Raw genomic sequence first — 23727 nt, 5'->3', positions numbered from 1 at the left:
GTCCGGGCCAGTCGAGTCCGGGCCAGTCGAGTCCGGTCCGGTCGAGCCCGGATCCGATCAGGTCAGATCAGGTCCATGGCGGCCACCTCGTCGGGGCTGCCGTAGCTCACCGGCCCCTGGAAGCGCCGGCGGGCGGTGGCGAACCACCAGACCGTGGCGATCAGCAGCACCGCCGCGAGCGCGATCGGCGCGTAGTTGAAGGAGGTGGGGGTGATCGGGGACGCCTGGGGGAGCATGAACAGCACATTGCTGATCACGATCCAGGTGACGGCGACGCCCGCGACGAGCTTGCCGTAACGGCCCAGATTCCAGGGGCCGGGCTGGAAGTCGTTCAGCCGCAGCCGAAGGAAAATCGGCACGCCGTAGGCGAGGAAGAGCCCCACGACATTGACGCTCACAATGGCCGTGAACGCGGTGTGCGACCACCAGCCCGGTATGACCAGCACCAGCGGGCAGGCGGCGGCGAGCCATACGGCCTTGACCGGTGTGCGTGTTCGGGGCGACACGGAATGCCACCACCGGGAGCCGGGCATCGCGCCGTCGCGGGAGAAGGCGAAGATCTGCCGGGTATTGCTGGTCATGTTGGCCAGCCCGCAGAAGAGCATCGCGCCGATGACGATCAGCAGCAGCAGCTTGGCGGTGCCCGTGCCGAGCGCGTCGATGAGAATCTGCACCGGCGGCGCGGTGGCGCTCGCTTCGTGCGCGTAATCGCGGATCGCGTAGATCAGCGCGAGCATGAGGATGAGCCCGGCGATGGCGGAGTAGGCGATCGCGCGCATGATGCCCTTGGGGGCGTTGACGGTGGCCTGCACCGTTTCCTCGGACATGTGGAAACTGCCGTCGAATCCCGTGAAGGTCCAGCTCGTGACGAGCAGGCCCAGCATTCCGCCGTACAACCCGCTGGTGAATCCCGTGTTGTTGGCGAAATGGGTCACGAACGAGGCGGGCTGGTGGTGCGTGGGGATCACGACGAGGGTGATCACGATGATCACCATGCCGACGAGCAGCCACCACACCGAGATCCGGTTCAGCACGGCGACCAGCTGCACGGTGTAGGTGTTGGCCAGCGCCTGGATCAGCAGGATGACGGCGGTGATGGCGACCGTGTGCTGGGCCGTCGCCTGGTAGGAGGGCCACTGCATCGAGATGAAGGCCTGGATGAAGGTGGCCGCGGCGAAGTTCGTGGCGGCCGTCCCGCCGACCTGCCCGACGAAGTTGAGCCAGCCCGTGTACCAGGACCAGGCGCCGCGGTGCCGCTTGGCGAGCTTGCCGGCGGAGAAGTACAGCGCGCCGCTGGTCGGATAGGCGGAGGCGATCTCGCCCATCGAGGCGCCGACGAACAGCACCATGACGGAGACGCCGATCCAGCCGAAGACGAGTATCGAGGGGCCGCCGGCGTTCATCCCGAAACCGAAGGAGGAGAAGATCCCGGAGATGATGTTGATGATGGTGAAGGATATCGCGAAGTTGTCGAAGGCCCGGAATCTCCGGGTGAGTTTTCGTGGATATCCCATGGCGTGCAGGGTGGCATCGTCGTCGAGTGCGTCGGCGGCCGGCTCGTGACGTGATGTCGAGCGGGATAGGGACGTGCGCTCGGGCACAACCGTGGCCTTTCTGAGGAGAGGAGTGGGGAGCGGATGAAATCTATGGAACGCCCGGGAGTGAGGTTCGTATCGCTATGGCGGACTTCTCTCTACGGCGGATATCCCGTGAACGGACCAATCCCGTGAACGAGTCGGAAAACGTTATGGGAAACATGGGCTCAACAATGGATGGATCGTCAGGAGGTGCTGGGCACGGGAAGTCCGCACGAACGTCTTGCCTTGGTCAGTTGCTCCTCCGGTTCGCCGAATGCGCTCCAGGGCATCCGGGATGCGTACGGGCCCATGGCGGTGAAGACTTCGCGGGCCTCGAATTCGCACTTCGCCATGTAGAGCGCGTGCGCGAGATATGCCAGGTCGAGTACGGGCGTGAAGGGGTATTCGGCGACCTGCGGAAACCAGGTGTGGTAAATGCCCATCGCGGTCGCCCGCCACTGCGCCTGCTCCCACGTGCGGTCGGCCAGCAGCGCGTTGCGGTCGTAGTCCTCGACCAGTGCCACCAGGGGCAGCAGGCGCAGCGCGGACGTCGCCGGGGCGCGCTGGCTCAGAAAGGAGGCGACGTCCCAGCGCGCGCTGGCGGACCCGCCGTGCCGGGTGAAGAAGTACGAGAGGAAGCGGTGGTGCGCCTCGCGGTTCCAGGGGTCGAGCCGCAGAATGTGCGCGAAGAGATACCAGGGGCCGGGCGGCGCGGTCAGCAGCCCTTGCGGAGCGGGGTCGCGCGCCTTCTGGAGCCGGGCCAGCGCGAGCTGTATCACCCATGGCGTGGGGTCTTCGGGGGCCATCTCGGCCGCTCGTTCGCAGGCCGTTTGCGCTATCCGTACGAGCGCCCCCTGGCGCCGGTCGTGGGCGTCGGCCATCCGCAGGGCGCGGAGCATCGCCACGCGCGCCCACAGCAGTGCCGCTTCCGCCCCCGGTTCCTCCGCTAACCACCGCTCGGCCAGATCCGAGTCCGCCGCCTCGGACGCGAGTACCAGAGAGCGGTGCGCCCGGAGGTCGAATTTTCCGCGTGCGTCCTTCAGCGCCTCGTGCGCACTCAGATACCGTCCTGTTCGCACATCCATACATGCCCGCGCCAACTGACGATCATCGGCCGCCGGACGCCACACGTACTGCCCTTCGAACGCGTCAACAGCCACGATCCCCTCCCGATCCCCACGACGGCACCAGTCATGCGTACGTCCCGTCCGTACTGAATTCAATCGGATCTATTACGCAAGATCCACCAGCAGCGGGCCATACCCTACTCATCGCTAAGGCGTATCGAAACTAGTCGCCTGGAATATCTGGTTCCACACCGTTTAGGGTTTCTTCCGCTTATCCGTACCCAGCGGGTTTGCCTATGCTTTTGGCATATGCCACCCCGTTGGGTGCCAGACTTGCGGTTGACGCAACGGCAACTTCTACGGTCGTCCGCAGGGCCGGAACGACCGGCCCGGCGATGGGAGGCAGGGCATGGCCTGGTCGATCGCGGACGTGGCCCGGATGTCCGGGGTGACGTCCCGGACGCTGCGGCACTACGACGAGATCGGCCTGCTGCCACCGGCGCGGACCGGGAGCAACGGGCACCGCTACTACGACGAGGCCGGTCTGCTGCGGCTGCAGCAGATCCTGCTGATGCGGGAGTTGGGCGTGGGGCTGCGCGAGATCCGCGCGGCCCTCGACAGTCCGGCCGACCGGGTGACCGTACTCCGCGAGCACCACCGCCGCCTGCTGGCGGAACGGGACCGGCTGGACACCCTCAGCCGCACCGTCGAGCGCACCATCGCCGAACTGGAGGAAGACAAGGACGACAACGGCATGATCAAGATCAACCGCCCCGAGAACCTCTTCGAGGGCTTCGAGCCCGCCGACTCCCACGACTACGACGCCGAGGTGCGCGAGCGCTGGCCGGCGGCGTGGGAGGAGTCCCGGCAGGCCGTCGGCGCGATGACGGACGCGGACAAGGAGCAGTGGCAGCGCGAGGTGACAGCCCAGCTGATCCGCCTCGCCGACCTCATGGCCACCGGCGCCCCCGCCGCCCACCCCGCCGTCCAGGCCGAAATGGAAACCCACTACCAGGGCATCTGCCGCTTCTGGACCCCGAACGCCGAGTCCTACAACGGCCTCGGCCAGACCTACGCCGAAGACCCCCGCATGCGCGCCAACTACGACAAGATCGCCCCCGGCCTGGCCGACTACCAGCGCGCGGCGATGGCGGTGTACGCGGAGGAGCGGCTGAGCTGACGGAGCCTTGGTGACCGGCCGGGCCGGGGGCGGGCCCCAACCTGCCCGCCAGCCCGAGCCCGGCCGGTCCGCCGGAACTCCGCCGGCGAACGGGGCGCGCCCCGGCGTCAGTTCCGCTTCTCCCCGAGTGCCGTGCGCAGCCAGTCCAGAGACCCGGTCGCCAGTACCGCGTCGGCGAGTGCGTTGGCCGACTTCGTGGTGAGCCGGCCGCGGCTGTTGTCGATCCACCGCTGTGCGTTCCCGTACCCCTGGGCCTTGTACTCGATGCCCTGGATCATGCACTCCAGCTTGTCGGCGTCCCGGGCACAGACCGCCTCGGGGGACTCCTTGCCCTCGTACTCGGCGACGAGTTCCCGTACGGTCGCGGCCAGGACCTCGGGCATGCCGGCCACTTGGTCGGCGGTGACCGCCTCCGGATCGGCCCCGGCGGCGTACTTCTTCCCGAGGTGGTTCACGTCACCGGTCCGCGTCTCCTGGGAGTCGTGCCACACCGCGAGGCAGGCGGCCCGCGCCGGGTCGGCGCCTTCGAGTCTCGCGATGACCGTCGCGAGCAGAGCGGTGCGCCAGGAGTGTTCCGCCACCGACTCCGGGTCGCGTACGCCGGCCATCCACCAACCGGTGCGCTTGGTCTGCTTCAGAGTCCCCGCCTCGTACAGGAAGCGCGCCACCGCGGACAGGTCGTCAGCCACCGTCGGACTCCTCTCACGCCTCGGCGAGGCGGATCGCGTACCGGATGCTCTCCAGCTCCCGGCGCCCGCGCGCCGACAACTCCCGGCCATCCAACATCACCGGCAGCCGGTCGCACAGGGCCCGTCCCGCCGCGCCGGAGCGCAACAGGCCGGGCCGGACCTGGAGCAGAGACCACACGGAGTGGATGTTGAGGTCGACGTAGCCGTGCTGCGGGGCCAGACCTTGTACGAGGTGGGCGAGAAGTCTGGCGCCCGGCCATGGCCCGAGGGCGCGGGCGGCGATGAAGCGGTCGCTCAACTCCCGATGGGCGGTCTCGCCCACCCAGTACGCCCAGTAGTTCAGGTTCGCCGCCTCGCCGGCGTCGTCGCCGAGCAGGGCGGTGTCGATGAAGTGGCTCATGCGGTCCCGGTCCCCTTGCCGGGCCGACACGGCGGCGACGGAACGGGAGTTGAGCCAGCGCGTGAGCCAGTCGCCCGGTCGTTCCGCGGCCTGCTGGTGAGCGAGCCACTCCGCGGTGTCGGGCCGGTCGTCGTACCCGGAGAGGTACAGGGCCTGGCGGCGGAGGAGGAACTGGTCTTCGCCGCGGGCCTGTTCCGCGGTCCGCCGCATCCGCGTGAAGAAGCGTGTCCGGTCGGACGCCGACAGCTCCGGCCCGGCCGGCGCGGGCCCGCGGCGCCTGCGGGGAGCGGCAGGCAGGTCACGGACGGGCTGGGGCGGAATGTGATCGAGGGGCCACGCGAGCATCTCGACGAGGTCGCGTTGCATGACCCAGGCCCCGAGCGGGCTGTCCTCGACCCTGGCCCCGTCGTCGAGGGCTCCGGCGAGCAGGACGTCAGCCTCCAGCGCACGGTCAAGGGCCTGCAGGATCGCGGGAGCGGCGCCGATACGCATCAGCCGGTGGCGGTGCGCGAGCATCTGCCCGACCGGTACGGCGGTCAGCGAGCGGCGGCCGGACTCCCATCCCGCGATCGTGTCCGCGGACACCCGCAACTGCTCGGCCGCTTCCTCCTGGGTGAGTCCCAGTTGCTCTCGTATGACCCGGATGACGTAGCCGGATACGACGCCCGCGCGAGGGCGTCCGGTCACCCCCTGACCGCCGGTCAGGGTTTGTCGCGAACTCGACCGCATGGACAGCCCCGTTTTCCGTGTGTTCGCAGCAGACCACTCGTACTCGTGGTCACTTCAAGCAGCAATCACGGCTCTCTACCGTATGTGTCACTGGACGAGCCTAGTAGGGAATCGTCACCGTGAGTGTCGACCTGTTCGCCCTGGGTGTGAAGGGAGTGCAGAGCGTCGGCACGGGCACATCCCGCACCAGATCCACTCCGGCTGTGCCCTCACGTGAGGACGAGGCGGAGACCAACCCGGCACCATCGACCAGCAGGAGGCAACCATGTCCACGGCAACGATCCCCGCGGCAGTCATCCCCTTCGGCGCTCGCGCCGAACGCACCCCGTACACCGTGTTCCTGGAGGCGGGATCGTTCGCCTATGACCCTGAACGTCAGGCAAACGTCATGACCGATGGCTCCGGGTCTCTGTGGAGCCGATCCGCCTCCCTGGCGGGGAGCTGCACGAACACGAACTGGGACAGCAGGAACGACGACACGTCCGACCCCTACGTGATGCGGTGACCCGGCGACTGTCCGGCGCCCCGGTGCTGGTCGTCACCAAGGAACTGGACCCCGCGGCGGACCTGGTGGTCGACGAACTGACGACCCGGGGCGTGCCGGTGATGCGTTTCGACATGGGCGACTTCCCGCGGGCCATGTCCCTGTCCGTCGAACACGGTGCGGCGCCCTGGGCGGGAGTTCTGGCCGACGCGTACCGCTCCGTACGGCTGGAGGAGGTGCGGGCCGTCTACTACAGGCGGCCCCGCCTTCCCGCCGTCTCCGGGGAGCTGCGCGAGCCCCACCACACGTGGGCGAACGAGCAGGCGCTGGCCGGGCTGCTCGGCATGGTCTACGCGCTCCCGGTGACGTGGGTCAACCGGCCGGACGTGGACGGCATCGCCTCCCACAAGCCGGGGCAGCTCCCGATCGCGGCGGCGCACGGGCTCCGCACGCCCCGGTCCCTGATCACCACCGACCCCGAGGCCGCCCGGAAGTTCTGCCAGGCGGTGGGCGGCCCGGTGATCTGCAAGCCGCTCATGGGCGGGCCGCTGGAGTATCCGGACGGCCGCCGCACCGGAGTGCCGACGACCCTGATCGACCCCGACACCATCGACGACTCCGTCTCCCTGACAGCGCATCTGTTCCAGGAATGGGTGCCCAAGTCCCACGAGGTGAGGCTGACCGTCGTGGGCACGGACGTGTTCGCGGCCGAGATCCACGCGGGCAGCGACACGGCACGGGTGGACTGGCGCACCGACTACGACGCGCTGGCCTACGACGTGTGCGAGGTGCCGGACGACGTACGGGCAGGTGTGCTGGGCTGGCTGGAGCACTTCCGGCTCGGCTTCGGGGCCTTCGACTTCGCCGTCACCCCGTGCGGCGACTGGGTGATGTTCGAGTGCAACCCCTCCGGGGAGTGGTCCTGGATCCAGAACAGGACGGGCCTGCCCATCGCCGGACACCTCGCCGGCCTACTCGCCGAGGAACGACCATGACGACGCATACCGACGAGCGCGCCGCGCGGCTGCGTACGGCGCTGGCCGACGCCCTGGAAGCCGGCGGTCAACTGACCGATCCCACCTGGCGGAAGGTGTTCGAGACCGTACCGCGCCATCCGTTCGTGCCGGAGTTCTGGACCCTGGCCGGCGGGCGGCAGCGGCATGTGACGTCCGCCGATCCCCAGTGGCTCGACCTTGTGTACACGGACGACGCACTGGCCACGCAGCTCACGGACGGTGTGGCCACGTCGTCGTCGACGGCGCCGGGCCTGATGCTCACCATGCTCCAGGCCCTGGACGTCGCCGACGGACACCGGGTGCTGGAGGTGGCCACCGGCACCGGCTACAACGCGGCTCTGCTGTCCGAACGGCTGGGTGGCGACCAGGTGGTCACGGCGGAGATCGACCCGTTGTTGTCCCGGCTGGCGGAATCGCGGTTGAGGCGCTGCGGGTACGCGTCGCTCGTCGTTGCCGCTGACGGCCGTCACGGATACCCGGCCCAGGCCCCGTACGACCGGCTGATCGCCACCTGCGGCTTCAGCGCCGTCCCGGCCGCCTGGCCGGCGCAGGTGCGGCCCGGGGGGCTGATCGTGTGCCCGCTCGGGTGGGGCACGGTGTGCCTGGTCGTCGGTGACCGCAGGCGCGCGGAGGGGCGGTTCCTGCCCGACGCCTCGTACTTCATGTCCGTACGGGACGCCGGCGCCACCGGCGCGCCCGCGCATCCCGGCAGCTCAGGTGCTAAGAGCGGCCGGCTCACCGGGCTGGACCCCGCCGCCGTCGCCGAGGACGACGCGTTCCGTTTTCTGCTGTCTTTGGCCGTGCCCGACACCGCTTCCGCGACGGAGCGCGGCGACGATGGCCGCGTAACGGCCGTGGAGCTGTGGAGCGGTGACGGAGCATGGGCGCGTGTGGAGGGCGAGGTCGTACGGCAGTCCGGGCCCCGTCTGCTGTGGGACGCGGCGGAGGCCGCACACGAGTGGTACGCCGCGCACGACCGCCCCGGCCGGGAGCGTTTCGGCGTGACCGTGACACCCGAAGGGCAGCACATCTGGCTCGACTCGCCCAGGCGGCCCGTGCGTGGCATTCCGGCCACGTACTAGGTCCGGGCGCCTGTCACCGGACAAACGAAGACCGCACCCGCCCCGTCGAGCACGCCGTTCACGGCGGCCCGCGGAGCGGGTGCGGTCCTGGGGGCCGTCCGGCCCGCGAGAACGCGGGTCGGACGGGCCAGGTGAAGGTCAGCCCTTCTTCGTCTCCCAGAAGATCTTGTCGATCTGGGCGATGTAGTCCAGCGCGTCCTGGCCGGTCTTCGGGTCCGTGGAGCCCTTCGCGGTGCTCAGGGCCTTGAGGGTGTCGTTGACCAGCTGGTGGAGCTCGGGGTACTTCTCGAAGTGCGGGGGCTTGAAGTAGTCGCTCCACAGCACCGAGACGTGGTGCTTGGCGAGTTCGGCGCGCTGCTCCTTGATGAGGGTGGCGCGGGCCCGGAAGTGGGGGTCCTCGTTGGCCTGGTACTTCTCCTGGACGGCCTTGACCGACTCGGCCTCGATGCGGGCCTGGGCCGGGTCGTAGACGCCGCAGGGGAGGTCGCAGTGGGCGCTGACCTTCACCTTTGGGGCGAACAGGCGGGAAAGCATGTGCTGTCCTTCCTCGTGATCGTCTTCTCAGGTGCGAGATTACTCGCTGTGGGAAGGCTTTTCTCGGGTGCCCCGGGGTGCTTAGGACAAAAGTCCAGTGTCAGTCTGGGACAGGCGGAGGACCGGACCGGGAGGTGCCGTGAATCAGGAGCGGGTGGACGAGCGCGGGCAGGAGCGGGATCGCGAGCGTCGGGGACTGCTGCGGATCGGGCTGGCGGAGGTGTACAACCCATCGATGGTGCCGACCCTGAACCCGGGCGACCACCTGGTGGTGCAGTACGGTGCGCCGGTCCGGCCCGGCGACGTGGTGCTGATGCGCCATCCGTTCCGGCAGGATCTGCTGATCGTCAAGCGCGCCGTCGAGCGGCGCGAGGGCGGCTGGTGGGTGCTGGGGGACAACCCCTATGTCGAGAACGACAGCCGGGAGTTCGGCGCCGTGCCGGATGAGTTCGTGGTCGCCCGCGCCGTGGTGCGGCTGCGCCGGCCGCCCGGCGCGGGTCAGCGTTCGGCGGCGGCGCTGCTCTCCTGGGCCGCCTCCGCGGTACGTCCCGTGCTGCGGCCGCGGTCCTCGTTCGCCCGGTAGGGGAGTGTCGCCGCCACTTCGGGGCGGGCCGCGGTGAGCGCGTCCGTACGGGGCTCCGGGTCCGCGGCCGGGCTCGTCCCCGTGTCCGTACGGGCATCCGTACGCGCCCGTTCCCGTTCCGCTTCCTCCTTCTTCCGCGCCCGGTACGCGGCCACGTTCGCGCGTGTCGCGCACCGGTCCGAGCAGTAGCGGCGGGAGCGGTTCGTCGACGTGTCCAGGTAGGCGTTGCGGCACGGCGCGGCCTGGCAGATGCCCAGGCGGTCGACGCCGTACTCGGTGAGGTGCACGGCCAGGCCCATGCACGCCGTCGCCGTGTACGTCGCGCTCGCGTTCACCGCGTGGTCCGCGATGTGCATGTGCCACTTGGGGCGGCCGTTGTCGTCGCGGAACTCGTGGCCGGAGATCTGCGGGCTGACCGGGAACTCGATCAGCAGCGCGTTGAGCAGGTCCACCGCCCGTACCTCGTCGTCCTCGTTCGCCGCCTCGAAGACGGCGCGCAGCCGCGCTCGTACGGACCGCAGCCGGGTGACGTCGGCGTCGGCGACGCGGCGGGCGGCCTGGGCGCCGTTGCCGAAGAGCTCGCGCACCGCGTCCGCGGAGGTGAGCGTGTCGGCCCCGCGCGCGGGCTCCTCGCTGTTCACCAGCCGCACGGCGTAGTCCGAGTAATAGGCCAGTTCCACTTGTGGTCCTTACGGGTGCGGTCTAGGGTCGGTCACGACGATCGGTAATGGTCGGTTCTCATTCGAGGGTATTACGAATCGGAGTGGTCGCGATGGCGCACACGGATACGTCCACGGCACAGCCCATACCCAGCGCGGACTGGACCGCATGGCAGGCCAGTTGGGATCGCCAGCAGGAGTGGTACATGCCGGACCGCGAGGAGCGGTTCCGCGTCATGCTCGACATGGTCGAGGCGCTCGTCGGCCCGAAGCCCCGCGTGCTGGACCTCGCCTGCGGCACCGGCAGCATCTCGGACCGGCTGCTGAAGCGGCTCCCCGAAGCCGTCAGCACCGGCGTCGACCTCGACCCCGCCCTGCTGACCATCGCGCGCGGCTCCTTCGACGGCGACGCGCGCGTCGAGTTCGTCACCGCGGACCTCAAGGACCCCGACTGGCCCGCCCGTCTCCCGTACGACAGCTACGACGCGGTGCTTACCGCGACCGCCCTGCACTGGCTGCACAGCGACCCCCTGCGCACCCTCTACGGGCAGATCGCGCACCTCGTCCGCGACGGCGGCGTCTTCATGAACGCCGACCACATGCCCGACGAGGCCACGCCCCGCATCAACGCGGCCGACCGCGCGCTGCGGCACGCCCGGCAGGAGCGGGCCAAGGCCGAGGGCGCGCTCGACTGGCGCGACTGGTGGGACGTCGCCGCCGCCGACCCGCTGCTCGCCGAGCCCACCGCCAAGCGGTTCGAGATCTACGGCGAGCACGCCGACGGCGACACCCCCTCGCCCGACTGGCACGCCCGTACCCTCCGCGAGGCCGGGTTCGGCGAGGCGCGGACGGTGTGGCGCTCGCCCTCGGACGCCCTGGTCCTCGGGCTGAAGTGACCTCGGGCGCGGCTGCCGCGAGGGGCGCCGGGCGATGTCCTCGTGGCAGCCGCCCGGCCGCCCGTACCGGCCCTTACAGCACCTTCGACAGGAACGACTTCGTCCGCTCGTGCCGCGGGTTCGTCAGCACCTCCCGCGGATTGCCCGCCTCGACCACCACCCCGTCGTCCATGAACACGACCGAGTCGCCGACCTCCCGCGCGAACCCCATCTCGTGCGTCACCACGATCATCGTCATGCCGTCCTCGGCCAGCGAGCGCATCACATCCAGCACATCGCCGACCAGCTCCGGGTCGAGCGCCGACGTCGGCTCGTCGAAGAGCATCAGCTTCGGCTCCATGGCCAGCGCCCGCGCGATGGCCACCCGCTGCTGCTGGCCGCCGGAGAGCTGCGCCGGGTAGTTCGCCGCCTTGTCGGCCAGCCCGACGCGGTCGAGCAGCCGCTCGGCCCGCTCCCGCGCCACCGCCTTGGCCTCCCGCTTCACCTGCACCGGGGCCTCCATGACGTTCTCGATCGCCGTCATGTGCGGAAACAGGTTGAAGCGCTGGAAGACCATGCCGATGTCGCGCCGCTTCTCGGCGACCTCGCGGTCCTTCAGCTCGTACAGCTTGTTGCCCTGCTGCCGGTAGCCGACCAGTTCGCCGTCGACCGACAGCCGGCCGGCGTTGACCTTCTCCAGGTGGTTGATGCACCGCAGGAAGGTGGACTTGCCGGAGCCGGACGGGCCGATCAGGCAGAACACCTCGCGGGGGGCGACCTCCAGGTCGATGCCCTTGAGGACGTGCGTCGGGCCGAAGGACTTGTGGACGCCCTCGGCCTTCACCATGGCGGTCATGCGGTCCTCCTCCGGGTGCCCAGCGAGAGCAGGTTGCTCCTGACCTTCTGCCACGGGGTCTGCGGCAGCTGGCGCAGGGAGCCGCGCGCGAAGCGCCGCTCCAGGTAGTACTGGCCGACGCTGAGCACGCTGGTCATCACCAGGTACCAGGCCGCCGCCAGGAAGAGCATCTCCACCGTCGCGCCGGACGTGCGGCCGACGTTGGACGCCGCTTGCAACAGGTCGTAGTACTGCACGGCGATCACCAGCGACGTGGTCTTGAGCATGTTGATGAACTCATTGCCCGTCGGCGGCACGATCACCCGCATCGCCTGCGGCAGGACGACCCGGCGCAGCGTCTTGGCGTGGCTCATGCCCAGCGCCTGCGACGCCTCGGTCTGCCCCTCATCCACCGACTGGATGCCGGCCCGGCAGATCTCGGCCATATAGGCCGCCTCGTTCAGGCCGAGCCCCAGCAGCGCGGCCAGGAACGGGGTCATGAAGGACGACCAGTAGTCCTTGTAGATCGGCCCGAGGTTGATGTACTCGAAGACCAGGCCCAGGTTGAACCAGACCAGCAGCTGCACATAGACCGGCGTACCGCGGAAGAACCAGATGTAGCCCCAGGCGATCGACGAGGTCACCGGGTTCTTCGACAGCCGCATCACGGCCAGGATGATGCCGAGGACCACGCCGACGACCATCGCGCAGATCGTGATCCAGATGGTGTTGCGGACGCCCTTGAGGATGTCGGCGTCGAAGAAGTAGTCCGGGACGGCGCCCCAGTTCAGCTTCCCCTTGGCGAAGGCGTTGACGAGCAGGACCAGGAGGGCGACCGCGATGAGGGCCGAGACCCAGCGCCCGTAGTGCCGTACGGGTACGGCCTTGATGGCCTCCGGCACGGCGGCGGGGGCGGGAGGAGGCGCGTCGCCCGGCTCCTCCGCCTTGTTGAGCTTGTCAGTCACGGGTGTTGCCTTTCAGCAGGACCTTTCGGCCGATCGACATGCCGTCAGGAACCGGCGCCGCCGTTGACCTTGGCCTCCTTGAGCGCACCGGCCTCGACGCCCCATTTGTCCAGGATTTTCTGGTACTCGCCGTTCTTGATGATCGCGTCGAGCGCGGCCTTGATCGCGTCCCGCAGCTGCGTCTGGTCCTTGCTGAGCGCCATGCCGTACGGGGCGGCCTGGATCTGGTCGCCGACCATCTCGAAGTCCTTGCCGCCGCCCGAGGTCTTCACGGCGTACGCGGCCACCGGGAAGTCGCTGGACCCCGCGTCCGCGCCGCCCCCGCGCAGCCGGGTCTGGGCCTGTACGTCATCGTCGAACGCCTCGATCTTGATCGGGTTCGAACCGCACTTCTTCGACTGCTCCTTGGCCTTGTCGTGCGAGACCGTGCCGCGCTGCACCACGATCTTCTTGCCGCACAGGTCGTCCCAGCCCTTGATGCCCTGCGTCTTGCCCTTGGGGGTGTAGATCGAGACGCCGGCCGAGAAGTAGTCGACGAAGTCGACGCCCTCGCCGACCTTCTTCTTGGTGTCGGGGTCGACGCCGGTCTGCCGGTCCTTGTTGTCCGTCATCGCCGACATCGCGACGTCGTAGCGCTTGGACCGCAGCCCGGCCAGCAGGGTGTCGAAGGTGGCGTTGTTGAACGTGAACTCGACGCCGAGCTGCTTGCCGACGGCCGCCGCGATGTCCGGGTCGAGGCCGACGGTCTGCCCTTCCTTCTTGAACTCGACCGGCGGGTACGCGATGTCGGAGCCGACCTTGACGACCCCGGCGTCCTGGATCTGCTTGGGCAGCTTGTCGTGCAGCGGGGCCTTGGACGACGACGCGCGGTCGCCGCCGGACTTCTTCGTCTGGTCGCCACAGCCTGTGAGCAGCAGGGCGCCGGCGACCGCGACCGCGCCGACAGCGGCCAAACGGCTCCTGGCGGCGGTCGGGCGCGGGGTGGTGCTTGCGGTCATTGCTGGTTCCTCCTGCGAGTGGGGGAGTAGCCGAACTGGTCGGAGCACACACCATCGGGCCTCGCGACCTCGTGTGATTTGGGCATCTTGCCATCTGGACCGCGCCGATCGGGGGGCCTGCGATGTCAAAATCGGATAACGGGCTATTCCCGTGCGGCGGCCGGGCGGTGCGGCCGTATGTCCCACTGCGCGGTACGGGGGCAAGGGGCCGCGCCCCGGGCAACTTGTCTCAAAATGCGGGATGCTCGCCGCGAATGGAGCGTTCTGTCTGCCTCGGGGCCCGGTTGTCCCGGCCCTGACCTCGGCCGTTGGGGAATTACGCGGCCGTCTGCGGCGTCGTCCACGTGACGAAAGCGACTCGTAACCGCTCCGGGTCTTGCGCTAGAAAGGTGGGCTACACCCCTCACCCGGGGCTCAGGGCGCGCGTGCGGCGCGCCCGGCGTCCGTACCAGCCCCCGCACGGCGGCCCATCCGCCGGCCGGGCCGCGGACGCGGTGCCCGCCCGCTCCGCAACCTGGGGCGGTAACCCTCGACGGACAGATGACAAAGGGGTCAGAAGTGGCAGCGGAGATTGTGAATCCTCGCAGCGACAGCAGCGACAGCAGTAACAGCACGAGCGATGGTGGCAGCAGCGCGGACACCGCCCGCGACGAGCCGTTCGACGCGGCCTTCGCGCTGCACCGCGGCGGCAAGATGGCGATCCAGGCGACGGTGCCGGTGCGCGACCGGGAGGACCTGTCGCTCGCCTACACGCCCGGCGTGGCCAAGGTGTGCAGCGCCATCGCCGAGAAGCCCGAACTCGTCCACGACTACACCTGGAAGTCCCAGGTCGTGGCCGTCGTGACGGACGGCAGCGCGGTGCTCGGACTCGGGGACATCGGCCCCGAGGCGTCCCTCCCCGTGATGGAGGGCAAGGCCATCCTCTTCAAGCAGTTCGGCGGCGTCGACGCGATCCCGATCGCGCTCGCCACCCAGGACGTGGACGAGATCGTCGAGACCGTGGTGCGGCTCGCGCCCTCCTTCGGCGGTGTGAACCTGGAGGACATCTCCGCGCCCCGCTGCTTCGAGATCGAACGCAGGCTCCAGGAGCGGCTCGACGTCCCGGTCTTCCACGACGACCAGCACGGCACCGCCGTCGTCACGCTGGCCGCCCTGCGCAACGCCGCGCGGCTGACGGGCCGTACGGTCGGTGAGCTGCGCGCGGTCATCTCCGGGGCGGGCGCGGCCGGGGTGGCCATCGCCAAGATCCTGACCGAGGCGGGCATCGGCGACGTCGCCGTCTGCGACCGCAAGGGCGTCGTCTCCGCCGACCGTACGGACCTCACCGAGGTCAAGCGCCAGGTCGCAGGCTTCACCAACAAGGCCGGCCTCCGGGGCTCCCTGGCCGACGCGCTCGACGGCGCGGACGTCTTCATCGGCGTCAGCGGCGGCACGGTGCCGGAGGAGGCGGTGGCGAAGATGGCGCCCGGCGCGTTCATCTTCGCGATGGCCAACCCGAACCCGGAGATCCACCCGGACGTCGCGCACAAGTGCGGGGCCGCCGTGGTCGCGACGGGCCGCAGCGACTACCCGAACCAGATCAACAACGTCCTCGCCTTCCCCGGCATCTTCGCGGGCGCCCTCCAGGTGCGCGCCTCCCGGATCACCGAGGGCATGAAGCTCGCGGCGGCCGAGGCGCTGGCCTCCGTCGTCGCCGACGACCTCAGCGCGGACTGCGTCATCCCGTCGCCCTTCGACGAGCGGGTCGCCCCGGCGGTCACGGCCGCCGTGGCCGCGGCGGCCCGAGCGGAGGGCGTCGCCCGCCGCTGACGGGTGTACTGGCCGTACGGGTTCGGGGGCCGTACGGGCGGGCGGACCGTGAGTGAGGGGGTACGGGCCGGGGTGCGGGTGCGCGCCCCGGCCCGTGGGGTTCAGTGGGTCTCATGGGCGTGCGGACACGCGGGGTGGGCCACGGGCCCGTAGCCGGACGCGCCCCCGGGCCTCACGGCCTACGGGCGTACGGGCCCGCGCCCGTACGGGTCCGCAGTCGTACGGGCCCCAGTCGTACGGGCCCGTGCCCGTACGGAGCCACAGTCGTACGGGCCCCCAGTCGTACGGGCCCACAGCCCCGCCCGTGTCCCCGTGTCCGTAACGCGGGCTATGGGGGCGGCGACCGCGCCCGCCGCGTAACGCCCTCCACGGGGGCGACCGGCCCGCCGCCCAGGCGATTGGCACTATCGCGGCGGCACCCGGCGTCCTAGGTTGGGATCATGTTCGCTGCCTATGCCGCCAAGATCGACCGTGACCAGCCGTTGAACGGCCTTCAGACGGGGGAGCGGCCCGACCCCGTCGCAGGACGGGAGGGGTGGACGGTCGTCGATGTGAAGGCCGCCTCCCTCAACCACCACGACCTGTGGTCGCTGCGCGGCGTGGGGCTGGGCGAGGAGTCGCTGCCCATGATCCTCGGCTGCGACGCGGCCGGGACCGACGCGGACGGCAACGAGGTCGTCGTCCACTCGGTGATCGGACAGACGGGCCACGGGGTGGGCCCCGACGAGCGGCGTTCGATCCTGACCGAGCGCTACCAGGGCACGTTCGCCGAGCGCGTGGCCGTACCGGCGTGGAACGTGCTGCCCAAGCCCCCGGAGCTGTCCTTCGAGGAGGCGGCCTGCCTGCCCACGGCGTGGCTGACCGCGTACCGGATGCTGTTCACGAACGCGGGCGTACGGCCGGGCGACAGCGTGCTCGTACAAGGCGCGGGCGGCGGCGTGGCGACGGCCGCGATCGTGCTGGGGGCGGCGGCCGGGCTGCGGATCTTCGCGACCAGCCGGGACGCGGCCAAGCGCGGGCGCGCGGTGGAGCTGGGCGCCGAGGGCGCGTACGAGCCGGGCGAGCGGCTGCCGCGCCGCGTGGACGCGGTGATCGAGACGGTCGGCGCCGCGACCTGGTCGCACTCGGTGAAGTCGCTCAGGCCGGGCGGCACCCTCGTCGTCTCGGGCGCGACCAGCGGCCCGAACCCGGAGGCCGCCGAGCTGAACCGGATCTTCTTCCTGGAGCTGAAGATCGTCGGCTCGACGATGGGCTCCAAGGAGGAGCTGGGCGAGCTGCTGAGCTTCTGCGCGGCCAAGGGCGTACGGCCGGTGATCGACTCGGTGCTGCCGCTGGACCGGGCGCGGGAGGGGTTCGAGAAGATGGCGGGCGGCGACCTCTTCGGGAAGGTCGTGCTCACGGTCTGAGGGCACGGGCGGTCCGTCGCGGGCGCGTGGCGGCTTACCGCCCGTAACCCCCACTACGGTCTGTTACCGTTCATTACGGGCCCACCCCGGTTGAATTGGGTAATCCACCATCAAATAGGGTGATCGGCCCTAGTGGTCGCAGCGACCAAGGGACTTCAGTCCTGCCCGAATGTGGCTTTCGTCCGTGAAAGTCACCGGGGATGAACCAGGTATCACTGGGTAGTTGCGCTAGGAACCTGTCCCCGACCGAAAGCCGCCCGTGCCTGCTCAGCAAGAACTCGAAGCCCCGGCCGTCACCCGGCACCGCCCCCTCGTCCGCGCCGCCGCGCGCCGCTCGAACCCGCCGCTGCGCCGCACCGACATCACGGTCACGGACGAGACGGCGGTCAAGCGGGCGGTCAAGGCCGCGGCGCTGGGCAACGCCATGGAGTGGTTCGACTTCGGGATCTACAGCTATCTCGCGGTCACCATCGGCAAGGTCTTCTTCCCCTCGGGCAACGACACGGCGCAGCTGCTGTCCTCGTTCGCGACGTTCGCGGCGGCGTTCCTGGTGCGCCCGCTGGGCGGCATGGTCTTCGGGCCGCTCGGGGACCGGATCGGGCGCAAGAAGGTGCTCTCGCTCACCATGATCATGATGGCGTCGAGCACGCTCGCCATCGGACTGATCCCCGGCTACCAGTCGATCCACTTCTGGGCGCCGGTCCTGCTGATCCTCTTCCGGATGCTCCAGGGCTTCTCGACGGGCGGCGAGTACGGCGGCGCGTCCACCTTCATCGCGGAGTACGCGCCGGACCGGCGCCGCGGCTTCTTCGGCAGCTTCCTGGAATTCGGCACCCTGATCGGCTACACGGCCGCCGCCGGGCTCATCACGATCCTGACCGTGACGCTCTCCGACTCCTCGATGGAGTCCTGGGGCTGGCGCGTCCCGTTCCTCGTCGCGGGCCCGATCGGCCTGGTCGGCCTGTACATGCGGCTCAAGCTGGACGAGACGCCCGCCTTCCAGAAGCTGGAGTCGGAAGGGGCGCTGGAGAAGCGGGAGAGCACCCCGTTCCGGCAGATACTGACGACGCAGTGGCGGCCGATGGTGCTGTGCATCGCGCTGGTCGCGGCGTTCAACGTCACCGACTACATGCTGCTGTCGTACATGCCCACCTACCTGTCGAACAGCATCGGCTACGACTCCACCGACGCCCTCGTGTCGATCATCATCGTGATGCTGGTGCTGATGGCCGCGATCACCTTCGTCGGACGCCTCTCCGACCGCATCGGCCGCAAACCGGTCATGATGGCCGGCTCGCTCGGCTTCCTGGTGCTCTCCGTGCCCTGCTTCCTGCTGATCAAGATGGGCACCGTCGTCTCGGTCTTCGCGGGCCTGCTGATCCTGGGCCTGTGCCTGCTGCCGTACGTCAGCGTGATGTCGTCCTCGCTGCCCGCGCTCTTCCCCACGGACGTGCGCTACGGCTCCCTGTCGATCGCCTTCAACATCTCCGTCTCCCTCTTCGGCGGCACCACCCCGCTCGTCGTCGAGGGCCTCGTCAGCGGCACCGGCAACGACATGATGCCCGCGTACTACACGATGCTCGCGGCGCTGGTGGGCGTCATCGCGGTCGTCACCATGAAGGAGACCGCCCGCCGCCCCCTGCCGGGCTCGCCCCCGTCCGTCTCCACCCCGGAAGAGGCCGCGGAGCTGGTGGCCGCCTCGCGCCCGTAACGCGACCGACCCGGACAACGGCTGCGGGCCCGTACGCATCACGCGTACGGGCCCGCAGCCGTCCCCTGTTCTCTCCCCCCCGGGTCAGCCCTTCGGCGTGCGCAGCAGGGCGTCGATGCGGGCCGCCGCCCGGGCCAGGTGGGCTCGGGACGCGGCCAGCTGGTCGCGCGTGACGCCGTGGTCGCGGGCCGCGTCGCGGATGTCGTCGCGGAAGCGGTCGAGGAGGCGGTCGAGGTCGCGGGGCGGGTTCTCGGAGGCGGCGTCGTCCGCCGTCGCCCACTCCGGGGCCGGAAGGTCCGGCTCCGCGGCGGCGTCCTTGTCCTTGTCCAGGTCCACGCGGTCGGTCTTCGCGCCGGCGCCGGCGCCGCGGTCAGGGGCGGGCTCGGAGCGGTCGGAGGAGTCCCACTGCTGCCCGGCCAGGGAGCCCAGTTCCTTCGCCAGCGCGCTGACGCCTTCGAGGATGCCGCTGGGCCAGTCGCCGTGGCGCGCGTGCTCGCGGACCTGCTCCTGTACGCGCTCCTTGATGCGCAGCACCTCGTCCCGCGCGTGGTCCTGGGCCTGCTTCGCCTGGCGGCGGGCCTGCTGCGCGTCCTGGCGGGCGCGGCGGCTCTCCTCCTTCGCGCGCCGGGCCTGCTCCTTCCACTCCTGCTTGGCCTGCTTGAACTCCTCCTTGGCCCGCTGCCACCCCTCCTTGTCGCCCCACGCCCCGTCAAAGAAGTCGGACGCCTCGGGGAAGCCCGTGCGGGCGGAGCCCGAGGCCTTCGAGGCTTTCGCGCGGGTCTCGCGCGCCGCCTCGCGCATCTCGCGGCGCAGGTCGTTCGCCGAGCCGCGCACGTCCTCGCGGATCTCCGCGGCGAGTTCGGACACCGACTCGCGGATCTCCAGCTCCAGATCGGCCAGTTCGCCCTGGCGGTCGGCCAGTTCGGCGCGGCCCGCGTCGGTGATGGAGTAGACCTTCCGGCCGCCCTCCGTGGCGTGCGTGACCAGGCCCTCGGCCTCCAGCTTGGCGAGGCGGGGGTAGACGGTGCCGGCGGACGGCGCGTACAGGCCCTGGAACCGCTCCTCCAGCAGCCGGATCACCTCGTAGCCGTGGCGCGGGGCCTCGTCCAGGAGCTTGAGGAGGTAGAGGCGGAGTCGCCCGTGGGCGAAGACGGGGGCCATCAGAGATCCTTCCGCTCGGTGGCTGCCTCGGTCGCGTCGGCGTCGGCGGCTGCACTGGCCGCGCTGTCCGCGTTGTCATCGGATGGCGGCCTGCGCAGCAGCGCCACCGAGCCGGAGACCGTGGTGACCTTGAGCCTGCCGCTGCCCGTTCCCAGCCGTCCGGTGATCCGCTTCGCGCCCCACTGGCCGCTGACCCGGAGGTCGTCGAAGGCGTTGGACACCGCGCCGCTGGCCGTATTGGCGTCGATCTCCGCGTCGGCCGCGTGCGGCAGCCGTATGGCCACCTCGCCCGAGACCGTCGTCAGGTCGACGCGCGCGTCCTTCGTGCCGGGGGAGAGGTCGACGACCATGTCGCCGCTGACGGAGTCGGCCTTCACGCTGCCGCCCCCGCTCTCGATCAGCGTCAGGTCCCCGTTGACCGAGTTGAAGCGCAGATCGCCCGAGAGCGCCTGCGCTTCGAGCCGCCCGGACACGGTGTCGGCGCGGACCTCCCCGGTCAGGCCGACGAGCGTGGTGTCGCCGGTCACGCCGCGTACGTCCGTACGGCCCGAGATACCCGACACGACCGCGCCGGCCTCGACGACGCCGACCCGCACGCGGGTGTCCGTCGGCACGGTCAGCGTCACATGCGCTTCGCGCCGGCCGCCGTTGGGCGCGAACCACTTGAGGAAGTACTTCCACGACAGGTCGTCGTACGTGACCGTGAGCTCGCCGCCCAGGTGGGTGACGGTCAGCGGCGGGCCGTCGATCGCCGACAGCTCCAGCCGCGCGGGCCCGCTGTCGGCCCCCACGACGTTGACCGTCCCGCCGACGAGGCGGACGTTCAGCGTGGTGACCGGCCCCTCGAAGGTGAGCTTCCGCGGTGCGTCGAGCGACCACTCCGATGGCGCTGGCATCCAGGGCCTCCCTGAGTCGATGGGCGACGCAACATATCGCGTCTCTGCGACACACGATATATCGCGGGCTGTGGATGTCAAGCGAGTCGGGCCCGCGTCCTGGGGTTCGGACGCGATATGGCTTGAGTCGGCGGTCGCGCGCCCCAGCCCCTCGCGCCCGGCCTCCATCAAGATCGGGCCAGCTCGTTCTCGTTCCGCGCCCGCGCCCCGCGGTCCGGCCCCGCCCGCCTACTCGTCGTCCTCGTCGTCCAGTCGCGCCAGCCACGTCGCCAGCCGCTCCACCGGCACCTCGAAGTCCGGGTTCAGGTCCACGAACTCGCGCAGCCGCTCGGCCACCCAGCCGAGGGACACGTCCTCCTCGCCACGCCGGTTCTCCAGCTCCTCGATGCCGCGGTCGGTGAAGTACAAGAGTCGCTCCGAATGGTTCCGGGATGTCCGGCGGGCCCGAGGGGCCGGCCGGGGGCGAAAAGGTCTCGCCGGGCCCCGCAGAGGAATGCGCGAGGCCCCGCCCCACCAGGATATTGGCCCCGTGGCCAGGGCCGCCCGGCGGGCGCGGGGGGTGCGCTTGACAGTGGCCGGGGATACCCTGATCGGACTCAACAGGTAGGTCGAGAGGCCCAGTTGACGGGGGACGGGATGGCTGACGCGATCAAGCGGGTGGTGCTGCCGGACGGCACGCCGGTCTGGGCGAGAATCTCGCTCGCCGAGGGGGCCGGCGGCAATTACACGCAGACGGGGTTCGGCGACGCCGTCGCCGCCCGGGTCGAAGGGCTGAACGAGCTGGTCAACGGCGTCGCGGGCTCGCTGCGCGAAGCCACCCGGCGGGCCCGGCCCGACGAGGTCGCCGTCGAGTTCGGGATCGAGCTGACGGGCGGGCCGGGCAAGGTGGTCTCGCTGCTCGCCGGCGGGGAGGCGAAAGTCGCGATCAATGTGACCCTTACCTGGAAGGGAGGCTCGCTGGCCGCGCCCGACGGCGCAACCGGGGGGAGCGACGGCGCGTGACGGTCTCCTGGAACGCTCTCGCGCGTCGTGTCCAACGGGCCACGGTGCGCATCCAATCGACTGCCGAGGGGTATGCCGAAGGGGGATCCCTCCCCGGCGTCCCCGGCGCCGACGCGCAGCCGGCGGCCTGGGGCAGCGGATTCTTCGTGGCGCCCGGCTGGGTGCTCACCTGCGCTCACGTACTGCGACGGGAGGAGGGGGGCATCGGGATGGGTGAGGGCGGCGCCGACGTCCGTGAGGTCGGGCTCGTCTTCGACGGACGCACCGCCGTCGGCGAGGTGCGGCACGCCCTGCACTGCCCCGAGGACGGCGTGGACATAGCGGTCATCCGCGCGTACGGCGCCGAGCCGCACGTCTTCCTGCCGCTCTCCGAGGACACCGGCGACCCCGGCGACCAGATCCTGTTCTTCGGCTACTCCCGCGAGACCGGGCCGCTGCGCCCCATCAGCGTCGTCGGCACCATCGGCGGCACCGTGGCCGGCACCCGCGGCGAGAGCGCCAACGAGCAGTACCTCCTCGACGGCCTCACGGTCCCCCGCGGCATCTCCGGCGGGCCCGTCTACCACCGGGCGCGCGCCGAGGTCATCGGCATCGTCACCCACCAGGCCAACGACCGGCGCGGCGGCCTCGCCTCCTCCCTCCTGCAACTGCGCGGCCTCTTCACCGAGGGCGCGGGCGACCTCTACCACCTGCTGTGGCAGGCCCACGACCACGCCCACTACACCCACCACTTCCACCCCGCGCAGACGGACGGCGCGCTGCGCGGCATGGAGAGCTGGACGACCGTACGGACGCGGGCCACGCCCGAGCCGTCGCGGTCCGAGGGCTCCCTCGGCCACGCCCGGCGCACCGAACTGCGCGGCCTGCTCGCGGCGATGGGGCGGCCCGAGCACCCGCGCAGCGTCATCGCCGCCGTCGAGGCGGTGCGCGGCGACTGGACCGAGCCCGACACCACCCCGCACCTGTGGCGCGACGGCCTGGACCTGCTGTACGACGTGCGCGGCCGGACCGCCCTGGAGGCGGCCCTCCTCTACAGCGTCGCCGTCGCCGAGCAGGACGCCCTGGAGGACCCGGAGCCGCGCCGCCGGCTGCTGGCCTGGTACACCGCCACCGCCCGCGAGGACGGGCTCCTCGACCGGCTCGACGGCCCCCGCGAGGCCCTGCGCGCCTGGGGCGCCGCCGTCCGCGACGAGCGCGCCGCCACCGGGCTCGTCCCCCTCGTACGGATGGAGGTCTACGAGCTGTACTACCGGGCGGACGCGGGCTGCTCGCGGGCCGTCCACTACGGCTGGACGCTGTCCGGCACCGACGGCGACGAGTTCGACACCGGCTTCCGCGACCAGGACGACAGCGGCGTCCTGCGCGAGGACCTCGCCGACCGGCTGCTCCGGCCGCTGGGCCACGCCTTCGACTGGTCCGACCGGCCGGGCCGCCCCGCGGCCCTCGAAGTCCGGCTGCCGATCGGCCTGTTCGACCTCCCGGTGGACCGATGGCCGGTCGTCGGACGCGATCCGCTCGGCGCGCAGCGCCCCGTGACCGTACGCTGGGCGGAGCGCCCGGGGCCCGGGGAGCCGGCGGCCGGGCGGCAGTCCGAGGACAGCCCGCGGCGCGCCCACGAGCGCCGCTGGAAGGGCATAGCGGACGGCCCCCTGCGGCTGTACGCGCTGCATGGCGAGGACGGCGAGCCGCGCTCCACGATCACGCTGTCCGAGCTGCGGGAGGCCGACCCCAAGGCGGTGCCCGCCCTGTTCTGCCCGGCCGAGGGGCCGGTCTCGGAGGAGATCCTGCTCCGCGTGGTGAGCGCCGGTCACGGCATCGCCGTATGGAACAGGGACGCCGCCTGGCGGTACGGATGGCGGGAGTTCGAACGGCGCCTCGGCGGGGCACTCGCCTCCGTGCCGCGGCCCGACGCGCTGCCGGCGGCCCTGCGCCGGCTCCGCGCCGGGGTGTACGAAGGGGACCGGGAGTCGTATTGGGCCAAGGACATGGCGCTGCTGTACGACCCGGCCCCGGCCACGGAAGCACCGTCCGAAGAGGAATACCTGTGGGAACCGCTGTGACGAGGAGCG

General features: G+C 70.6%; 22 protein-coding genes and 1 pseudogene. 11 read left to right on the top strand and 12 right to left on the bottom strand.

What is annotated here, in order from left to right:
• Nucleotides 1-62 precede the first annotated feature (62 nt).
• The gene (locus tag AB0I49_RS14525; protein ID WP_363227282.1) at nucleotides 63-1514 is read right to left on the bottom strand and encodes an amino acid permease; all 1452 of its coding nucleotides are present in this window, start codon (nucleotides 1512-1514) and stop codon (nucleotides 63-65) included.
• A gap of 266 nt (nucleotides 1515-1780) precedes the next feature.
• Nucleotides 1781-2737 (bottom strand): hypothetical protein, encoded by a 957-nt coding sequence (locus AB0I49_RS14520; protein ID WP_363227281.1) that lies wholly within the window; start codon nucleotides 2735-2737, stop codon nucleotides 1781-1783.
• A gap of 316 nt (nucleotides 2738-3053) precedes the next feature.
• Between AB0I49_RS14520 and AB0I49_RS14515 the strand changes: the two genes are divergently transcribed.
• On the top strand, nucleotides 3054-3824 hold the full coding sequence (locus AB0I49_RS14515; protein ID WP_363227280.1) for a MerR family transcriptional regulator: 771 nt from the start codon (nucleotides 3054-3056) through the stop codon (nucleotides 3822-3824).
• A gap of 107 nt (nucleotides 3825-3931) precedes the next feature.
• Here AB0I49_RS14515 and AB0I49_RS14510 read toward each other — a convergent pair whose 3' ends face one another.
• A complete protein-coding gene (locus AB0I49_RS14510) occupies nucleotides 3932-4513 on the bottom strand; it encodes an HD domain-containing protein (RefSeq protein WP_363227279.1) in 582 nt (193 codons plus the stop codon).
• A 13-nt stretch (nucleotides 4514-4526) separates the two neighbouring features.
• Nucleotides 4527-5642, bottom strand: a complete 1116-nt coding sequence (locus AB0I49_RS14505; protein WP_363227278.1) for a helix-turn-helix transcriptional regulator — start codon at nucleotides 5640-5642, stop codon at nucleotides 4527-4529.
• A gap of 265 nt (nucleotides 5643-5907) precedes the next feature.
• Between AB0I49_RS14505 and tgmA the strand changes: the two genes are divergently transcribed.
• From tgmA to AB0I49_RS14490, 3 genes are read left to right on the top strand one after another with little or no spacing between them, the layout of a single operon-like run.
• Nucleotides 5908-6147: a putative ATP-grasp-modified RiPP gene (tgmA, locus tag AB0I49_RS14500; RefSeq protein WP_363227277.1), complete on the top strand. Its 240-nt coding sequence runs from the start codon at nucleotides 5908-5910 to the stop codon at nucleotides 6145-6147.
• Nucleotides 6144-7121, top strand: a complete 978-nt coding sequence (tgmB, locus tag AB0I49_RS14495) for an ATP-grasp ribosomal peptide maturase (RefSeq protein ID WP_363227276.1) — start codon at nucleotides 6144-6146, stop codon at nucleotides 7119-7121. Before tgmA ends, tgmB begins: the two co-directional genes overlap by 4 nt.
• On the top strand, nucleotides 7118-8224 hold the full coding sequence (locus AB0I49_RS14490) for a protein-L-isoaspartate(D-aspartate) O-methyltransferase (protein WP_363227275.1): 1107 nt from the start codon (nucleotides 7118-7120) through the stop codon (nucleotides 8222-8224). The genes tgmB and AB0I49_RS14490 overlap by 4 nt, the downstream gene beginning before the upstream one ends.
• A gap of 138 nt (nucleotides 8225-8362) precedes the next feature.
• On the opposite strand, the gene sodN is transcribed toward AB0I49_RS14490, so the two are convergent.
• The gene (gene sodN / locus AB0I49_RS14485; protein WP_363227274.1) at nucleotides 8363-8758 is read right to left on the bottom strand and encodes a superoxide dismutase, Ni; all 396 of its coding nucleotides are present in this window, start codon (nucleotides 8756-8758) and stop codon (nucleotides 8363-8365) included.
• Between the two features lie 235 nt (nucleotides 8759-8993).
• Between sodN and sodX the strand changes: the two genes are divergently transcribed.
• Entirely contained in the window at nucleotides 8994-9341 is a 348-nt protein-coding gene (gene sodX / locus AB0I49_RS14480) for a nickel-type superoxide dismutase maturation protease (RefSeq protein ID WP_363227459.1), read from the top strand.
• 113 nt (nucleotides 9342-9454) lie between these two features.
• Here the strand turns inward: sodX and AB0I49_RS14475 are convergent.
• Nucleotides 9455-10021: pseudogene (locus AB0I49_RS14475) on the bottom strand (CGNR zinc finger domain-containing protein); the annotation flags it as partial.
• A 92-nt stretch (nucleotides 10022-10113) separates the two neighbouring features.
• Between AB0I49_RS14475 and AB0I49_RS14470 the strand changes: the two are divergent.
• The gene (locus AB0I49_RS14470; RefSeq protein ID WP_363227273.1) at nucleotides 10114-10896 is read left to right on the top strand and encodes a class I SAM-dependent methyltransferase; all 783 of its coding nucleotides are present in this window, start codon (nucleotides 10114-10116) and stop codon (nucleotides 10894-10896) included.
• Between the two features lie 73 nt (nucleotides 10897-10969).
• Here the strand turns inward: AB0I49_RS14470 and AB0I49_RS14465 are convergent, their stop codons facing one another.
• The 3 genes from AB0I49_RS14465 to AB0I49_RS14455 are packed head-to-tail and all read right to left on the bottom strand — an operon-like array spanning nucleotide 10970 to nucleotide 13673.
• The gene (locus tag AB0I49_RS14465; protein ID WP_363227458.1) at nucleotides 10970-11722 is read right to left on the bottom strand and encodes an amino acid ABC transporter ATP-binding protein; all 753 of its coding nucleotides are present in this window, start codon (nucleotides 11720-11722) and stop codon (nucleotides 10970-10972) included.
• A 5-nt stretch (nucleotides 11723-11727) separates the two neighbouring features.
• Nucleotides 11728-12675: an amino acid ABC transporter permease gene (locus AB0I49_RS14460; protein WP_363227272.1), complete on the bottom strand. Its 948-nt coding sequence runs from the start codon at nucleotides 12673-12675 to the stop codon at nucleotides 11728-11730.
• 44 nt (nucleotides 12676-12719) lie between these two features.
• Complete coding sequence (locus AB0I49_RS14455; RefSeq protein WP_363227271.1) at nucleotides 12720-13673, bottom strand: ABC transporter substrate-binding protein; 954 nt, start codon at nucleotides 13671-13673, stop codon at nucleotides 12720-12722.
• Between the two features lie 558 nt (nucleotides 13674-14231).
• On the opposite strand from AB0I49_RS14455, the gene AB0I49_RS14450 reads away from it, so the two are divergent.
• From AB0I49_RS14450 to proP, 3 genes are all read left to right on the top strand, one after another.
• Nucleotides 14232-15482, top strand: coding sequence for an NADP-dependent malic enzyme (locus AB0I49_RS14450; RefSeq protein ID WP_363227270.1), 1251 nt, complete (start codon nucleotides 14232-14234; stop codon nucleotides 15480-15482).
• Nucleotides 15483-15922: 440 nt separating this feature from the next.
• Nucleotides 15923-16888 carry a zinc-binding dehydrogenase gene (locus AB0I49_RS14445; RefSeq protein WP_363227269.1) on the top strand — a complete coding sequence of 322 codons (966 nt, stop codon included), beginning with the start codon at nucleotides 15923-15925 and terminating at the stop codon, nucleotides 16886-16888.
• Nucleotides 16889-17147: 259 nt separating this feature from the next.
• On the top strand, nucleotides 17148-18599 hold the full coding sequence (gene proP / locus AB0I49_RS14440; protein WP_363227268.1) for a glycine betaine/L-proline transporter ProP: 1452 nt from the start codon (nucleotides 17148-17150) through the stop codon (nucleotides 18597-18599).
• Nucleotides 18600-18683: 84 nt separating this feature from the next.
• Here the strand turns inward: proP and AB0I49_RS14435 are convergent, their stop codons facing one another.
• The 3 genes from AB0I49_RS14435 to AB0I49_RS14425 form a co-directional block, all read right to left on the bottom strand.
• The gene (locus tag AB0I49_RS14435) at nucleotides 18684-19760 is read right to left on the bottom strand and encodes a helix-turn-helix transcriptional regulator (RefSeq protein ID WP_363227267.1); all 1077 of its coding nucleotides are present in this window, start codon (nucleotides 19758-19760) and stop codon (nucleotides 18684-18686) included.
• A complete protein-coding gene (locus AB0I49_RS14430) occupies nucleotides 19760-20656 on the bottom strand; it encodes a DUF4097 family beta strand repeat-containing protein (RefSeq protein WP_363227266.1) in 897 nt (298 codons plus the stop codon). The genes AB0I49_RS14435 and AB0I49_RS14430 overlap by 1 nt, the downstream gene beginning before the upstream one ends.
• Before the next feature lie 228 nt (nucleotides 20657-20884).
• A complete protein-coding gene (locus AB0I49_RS14425; protein ID WP_251409023.1) occupies nucleotides 20885-21064 on the bottom strand; it encodes a DUF6104 family protein in 180 nt (59 codons plus the stop codon).
• A 228-nt stretch (nucleotides 21065-21292) separates the two neighbouring features.
• On the opposite strand from AB0I49_RS14425, the gene AB0I49_RS14420 reads away from it, so the two are divergent.
• Nucleotides 21293-21658 (top strand): CU044_2847 family protein, encoded by a 366-nt coding sequence (locus AB0I49_RS14420; protein WP_363227265.1) that lies wholly within the window; start codon nucleotides 21293-21295, stop codon nucleotides 21656-21658.
• A 44-nt stretch (nucleotides 21659-21702) separates the two neighbouring features.
• On the top strand, nucleotides 21703-23718 hold the full coding sequence (locus tag AB0I49_RS14415) for a trypsin-like peptidase domain-containing protein (RefSeq protein WP_363227264.1): 2016 nt from the start codon (nucleotides 21703-21705) through the stop codon (nucleotides 23716-23718).
• The last annotated feature ends 9 nt before the right edge of the window (nucleotides 23719-23727 follow it).

It is taken from the genome of Streptomyces sp. NPDC050617 (assembly GCF_040654795.1).
Taxonomy (GTDB): Bacteria; Actinomycetota; Actinomycetes; order Streptomycetales; family Streptomycetaceae; genus Streptomyces.
The sequence above is the reverse complement of the archived record's forward strand: the minus strand, read 5'-3'. Positions and strand labels throughout refer to the sequence as shown.

Excerpts from the sequence above, each read along its gene's own strand:
- AB0I49_RS14455 (WP_363227271.1), bottom strand. The coding sequence starts at position 13,673 with ATGACCGCAAGCACCACCCCGCGCCCGACCGCCGCCAGGAGCCGTTTG.
- AB0I49_RS14420 (WP_363227265.1), top strand. The coding sequence starts at position 21,293 with ATGGCTGACGCGATCAAGCGGGTGGTGCTGCCGGACGGCACGCCGGTC.
- AB0I49_RS14505 (WP_363227278.1), bottom strand. The coding sequence starts at position 5,642 with ATGCGGTCGAGTTCGCGACAAACCCTGACCGGCGGTCAGGGGGTGACC.
- AB0I49_RS14445 (WP_363227269.1), top strand. The coding sequence starts at position 15,923 with ATGTTCGCTGCCTATGCCGCCAAGATCGACCGTGACCAGCCGTTGAAC.
- AB0I49_RS14525 (WP_363227282.1), bottom strand. The coding sequence starts at position 1,514 with ATGGGATATCCACGAAAACTCACCCGGAGATTCCGGGCCTTCGACAAC.
- AB0I49_RS14435 (WP_363227267.1), bottom strand. The coding sequence starts at position 19,760 with ATGGCCCCCGTCTTCGCCCACGGGCGACTCCGCCTCTACCTCCTCAAG.
- tgmA (WP_363227277.1), top strand. The coding sequence starts at position 5,908 with ATGTCCACGGCAACGATCCCCGCGGCAGTCATCCCCTTCGGCGCTCGC.
- AB0I49_RS14515 (WP_363227280.1), top strand. The coding sequence starts at position 3,054 with ATGGCCTGGTCGATCGCGGACGTGGCCCGGATGTCCGGGGTGACGTCC.
- AB0I49_RS14470 (WP_363227273.1), top strand. The coding sequence starts at position 10,114 with ATGGCGCACACGGATACGTCCACGGCACAGCCCATACCCAGCGCGGAC.
- AB0I49_RS14465 (WP_363227458.1), bottom strand. The coding sequence starts at position 11,722 with ATGGTGAAGGCCGAGGGCGTCCACAAGTCCTTCGGCCCGACGCACGTC.
- AB0I49_RS14430 (WP_363227266.1), bottom strand. The coding sequence starts at position 20,656 with ATGCCAGCGCCATCGGAGTGGTCGCTCGACGCACCGCGGAAGCTCACC.
- sodX (WP_363227459.1), top strand. The coding sequence starts at position 8,994 with ATGGTGCCGACCCTGAACCCGGGCGACCACCTGGTGGTGCAGTACGGT.
- sodN (WP_363227274.1), bottom strand. The coding sequence starts at position 8,758 with ATGCTTTCCCGCCTGTTCGCCCCAAAGGTGAAGGTCAGCGCCCACTGC.
- AB0I49_RS14490 (WP_363227275.1), top strand. The coding sequence starts at position 7,118 with ATGACGACGCATACCGACGAGCGCGCCGCGCGGCTGCGTACGGCGCTG.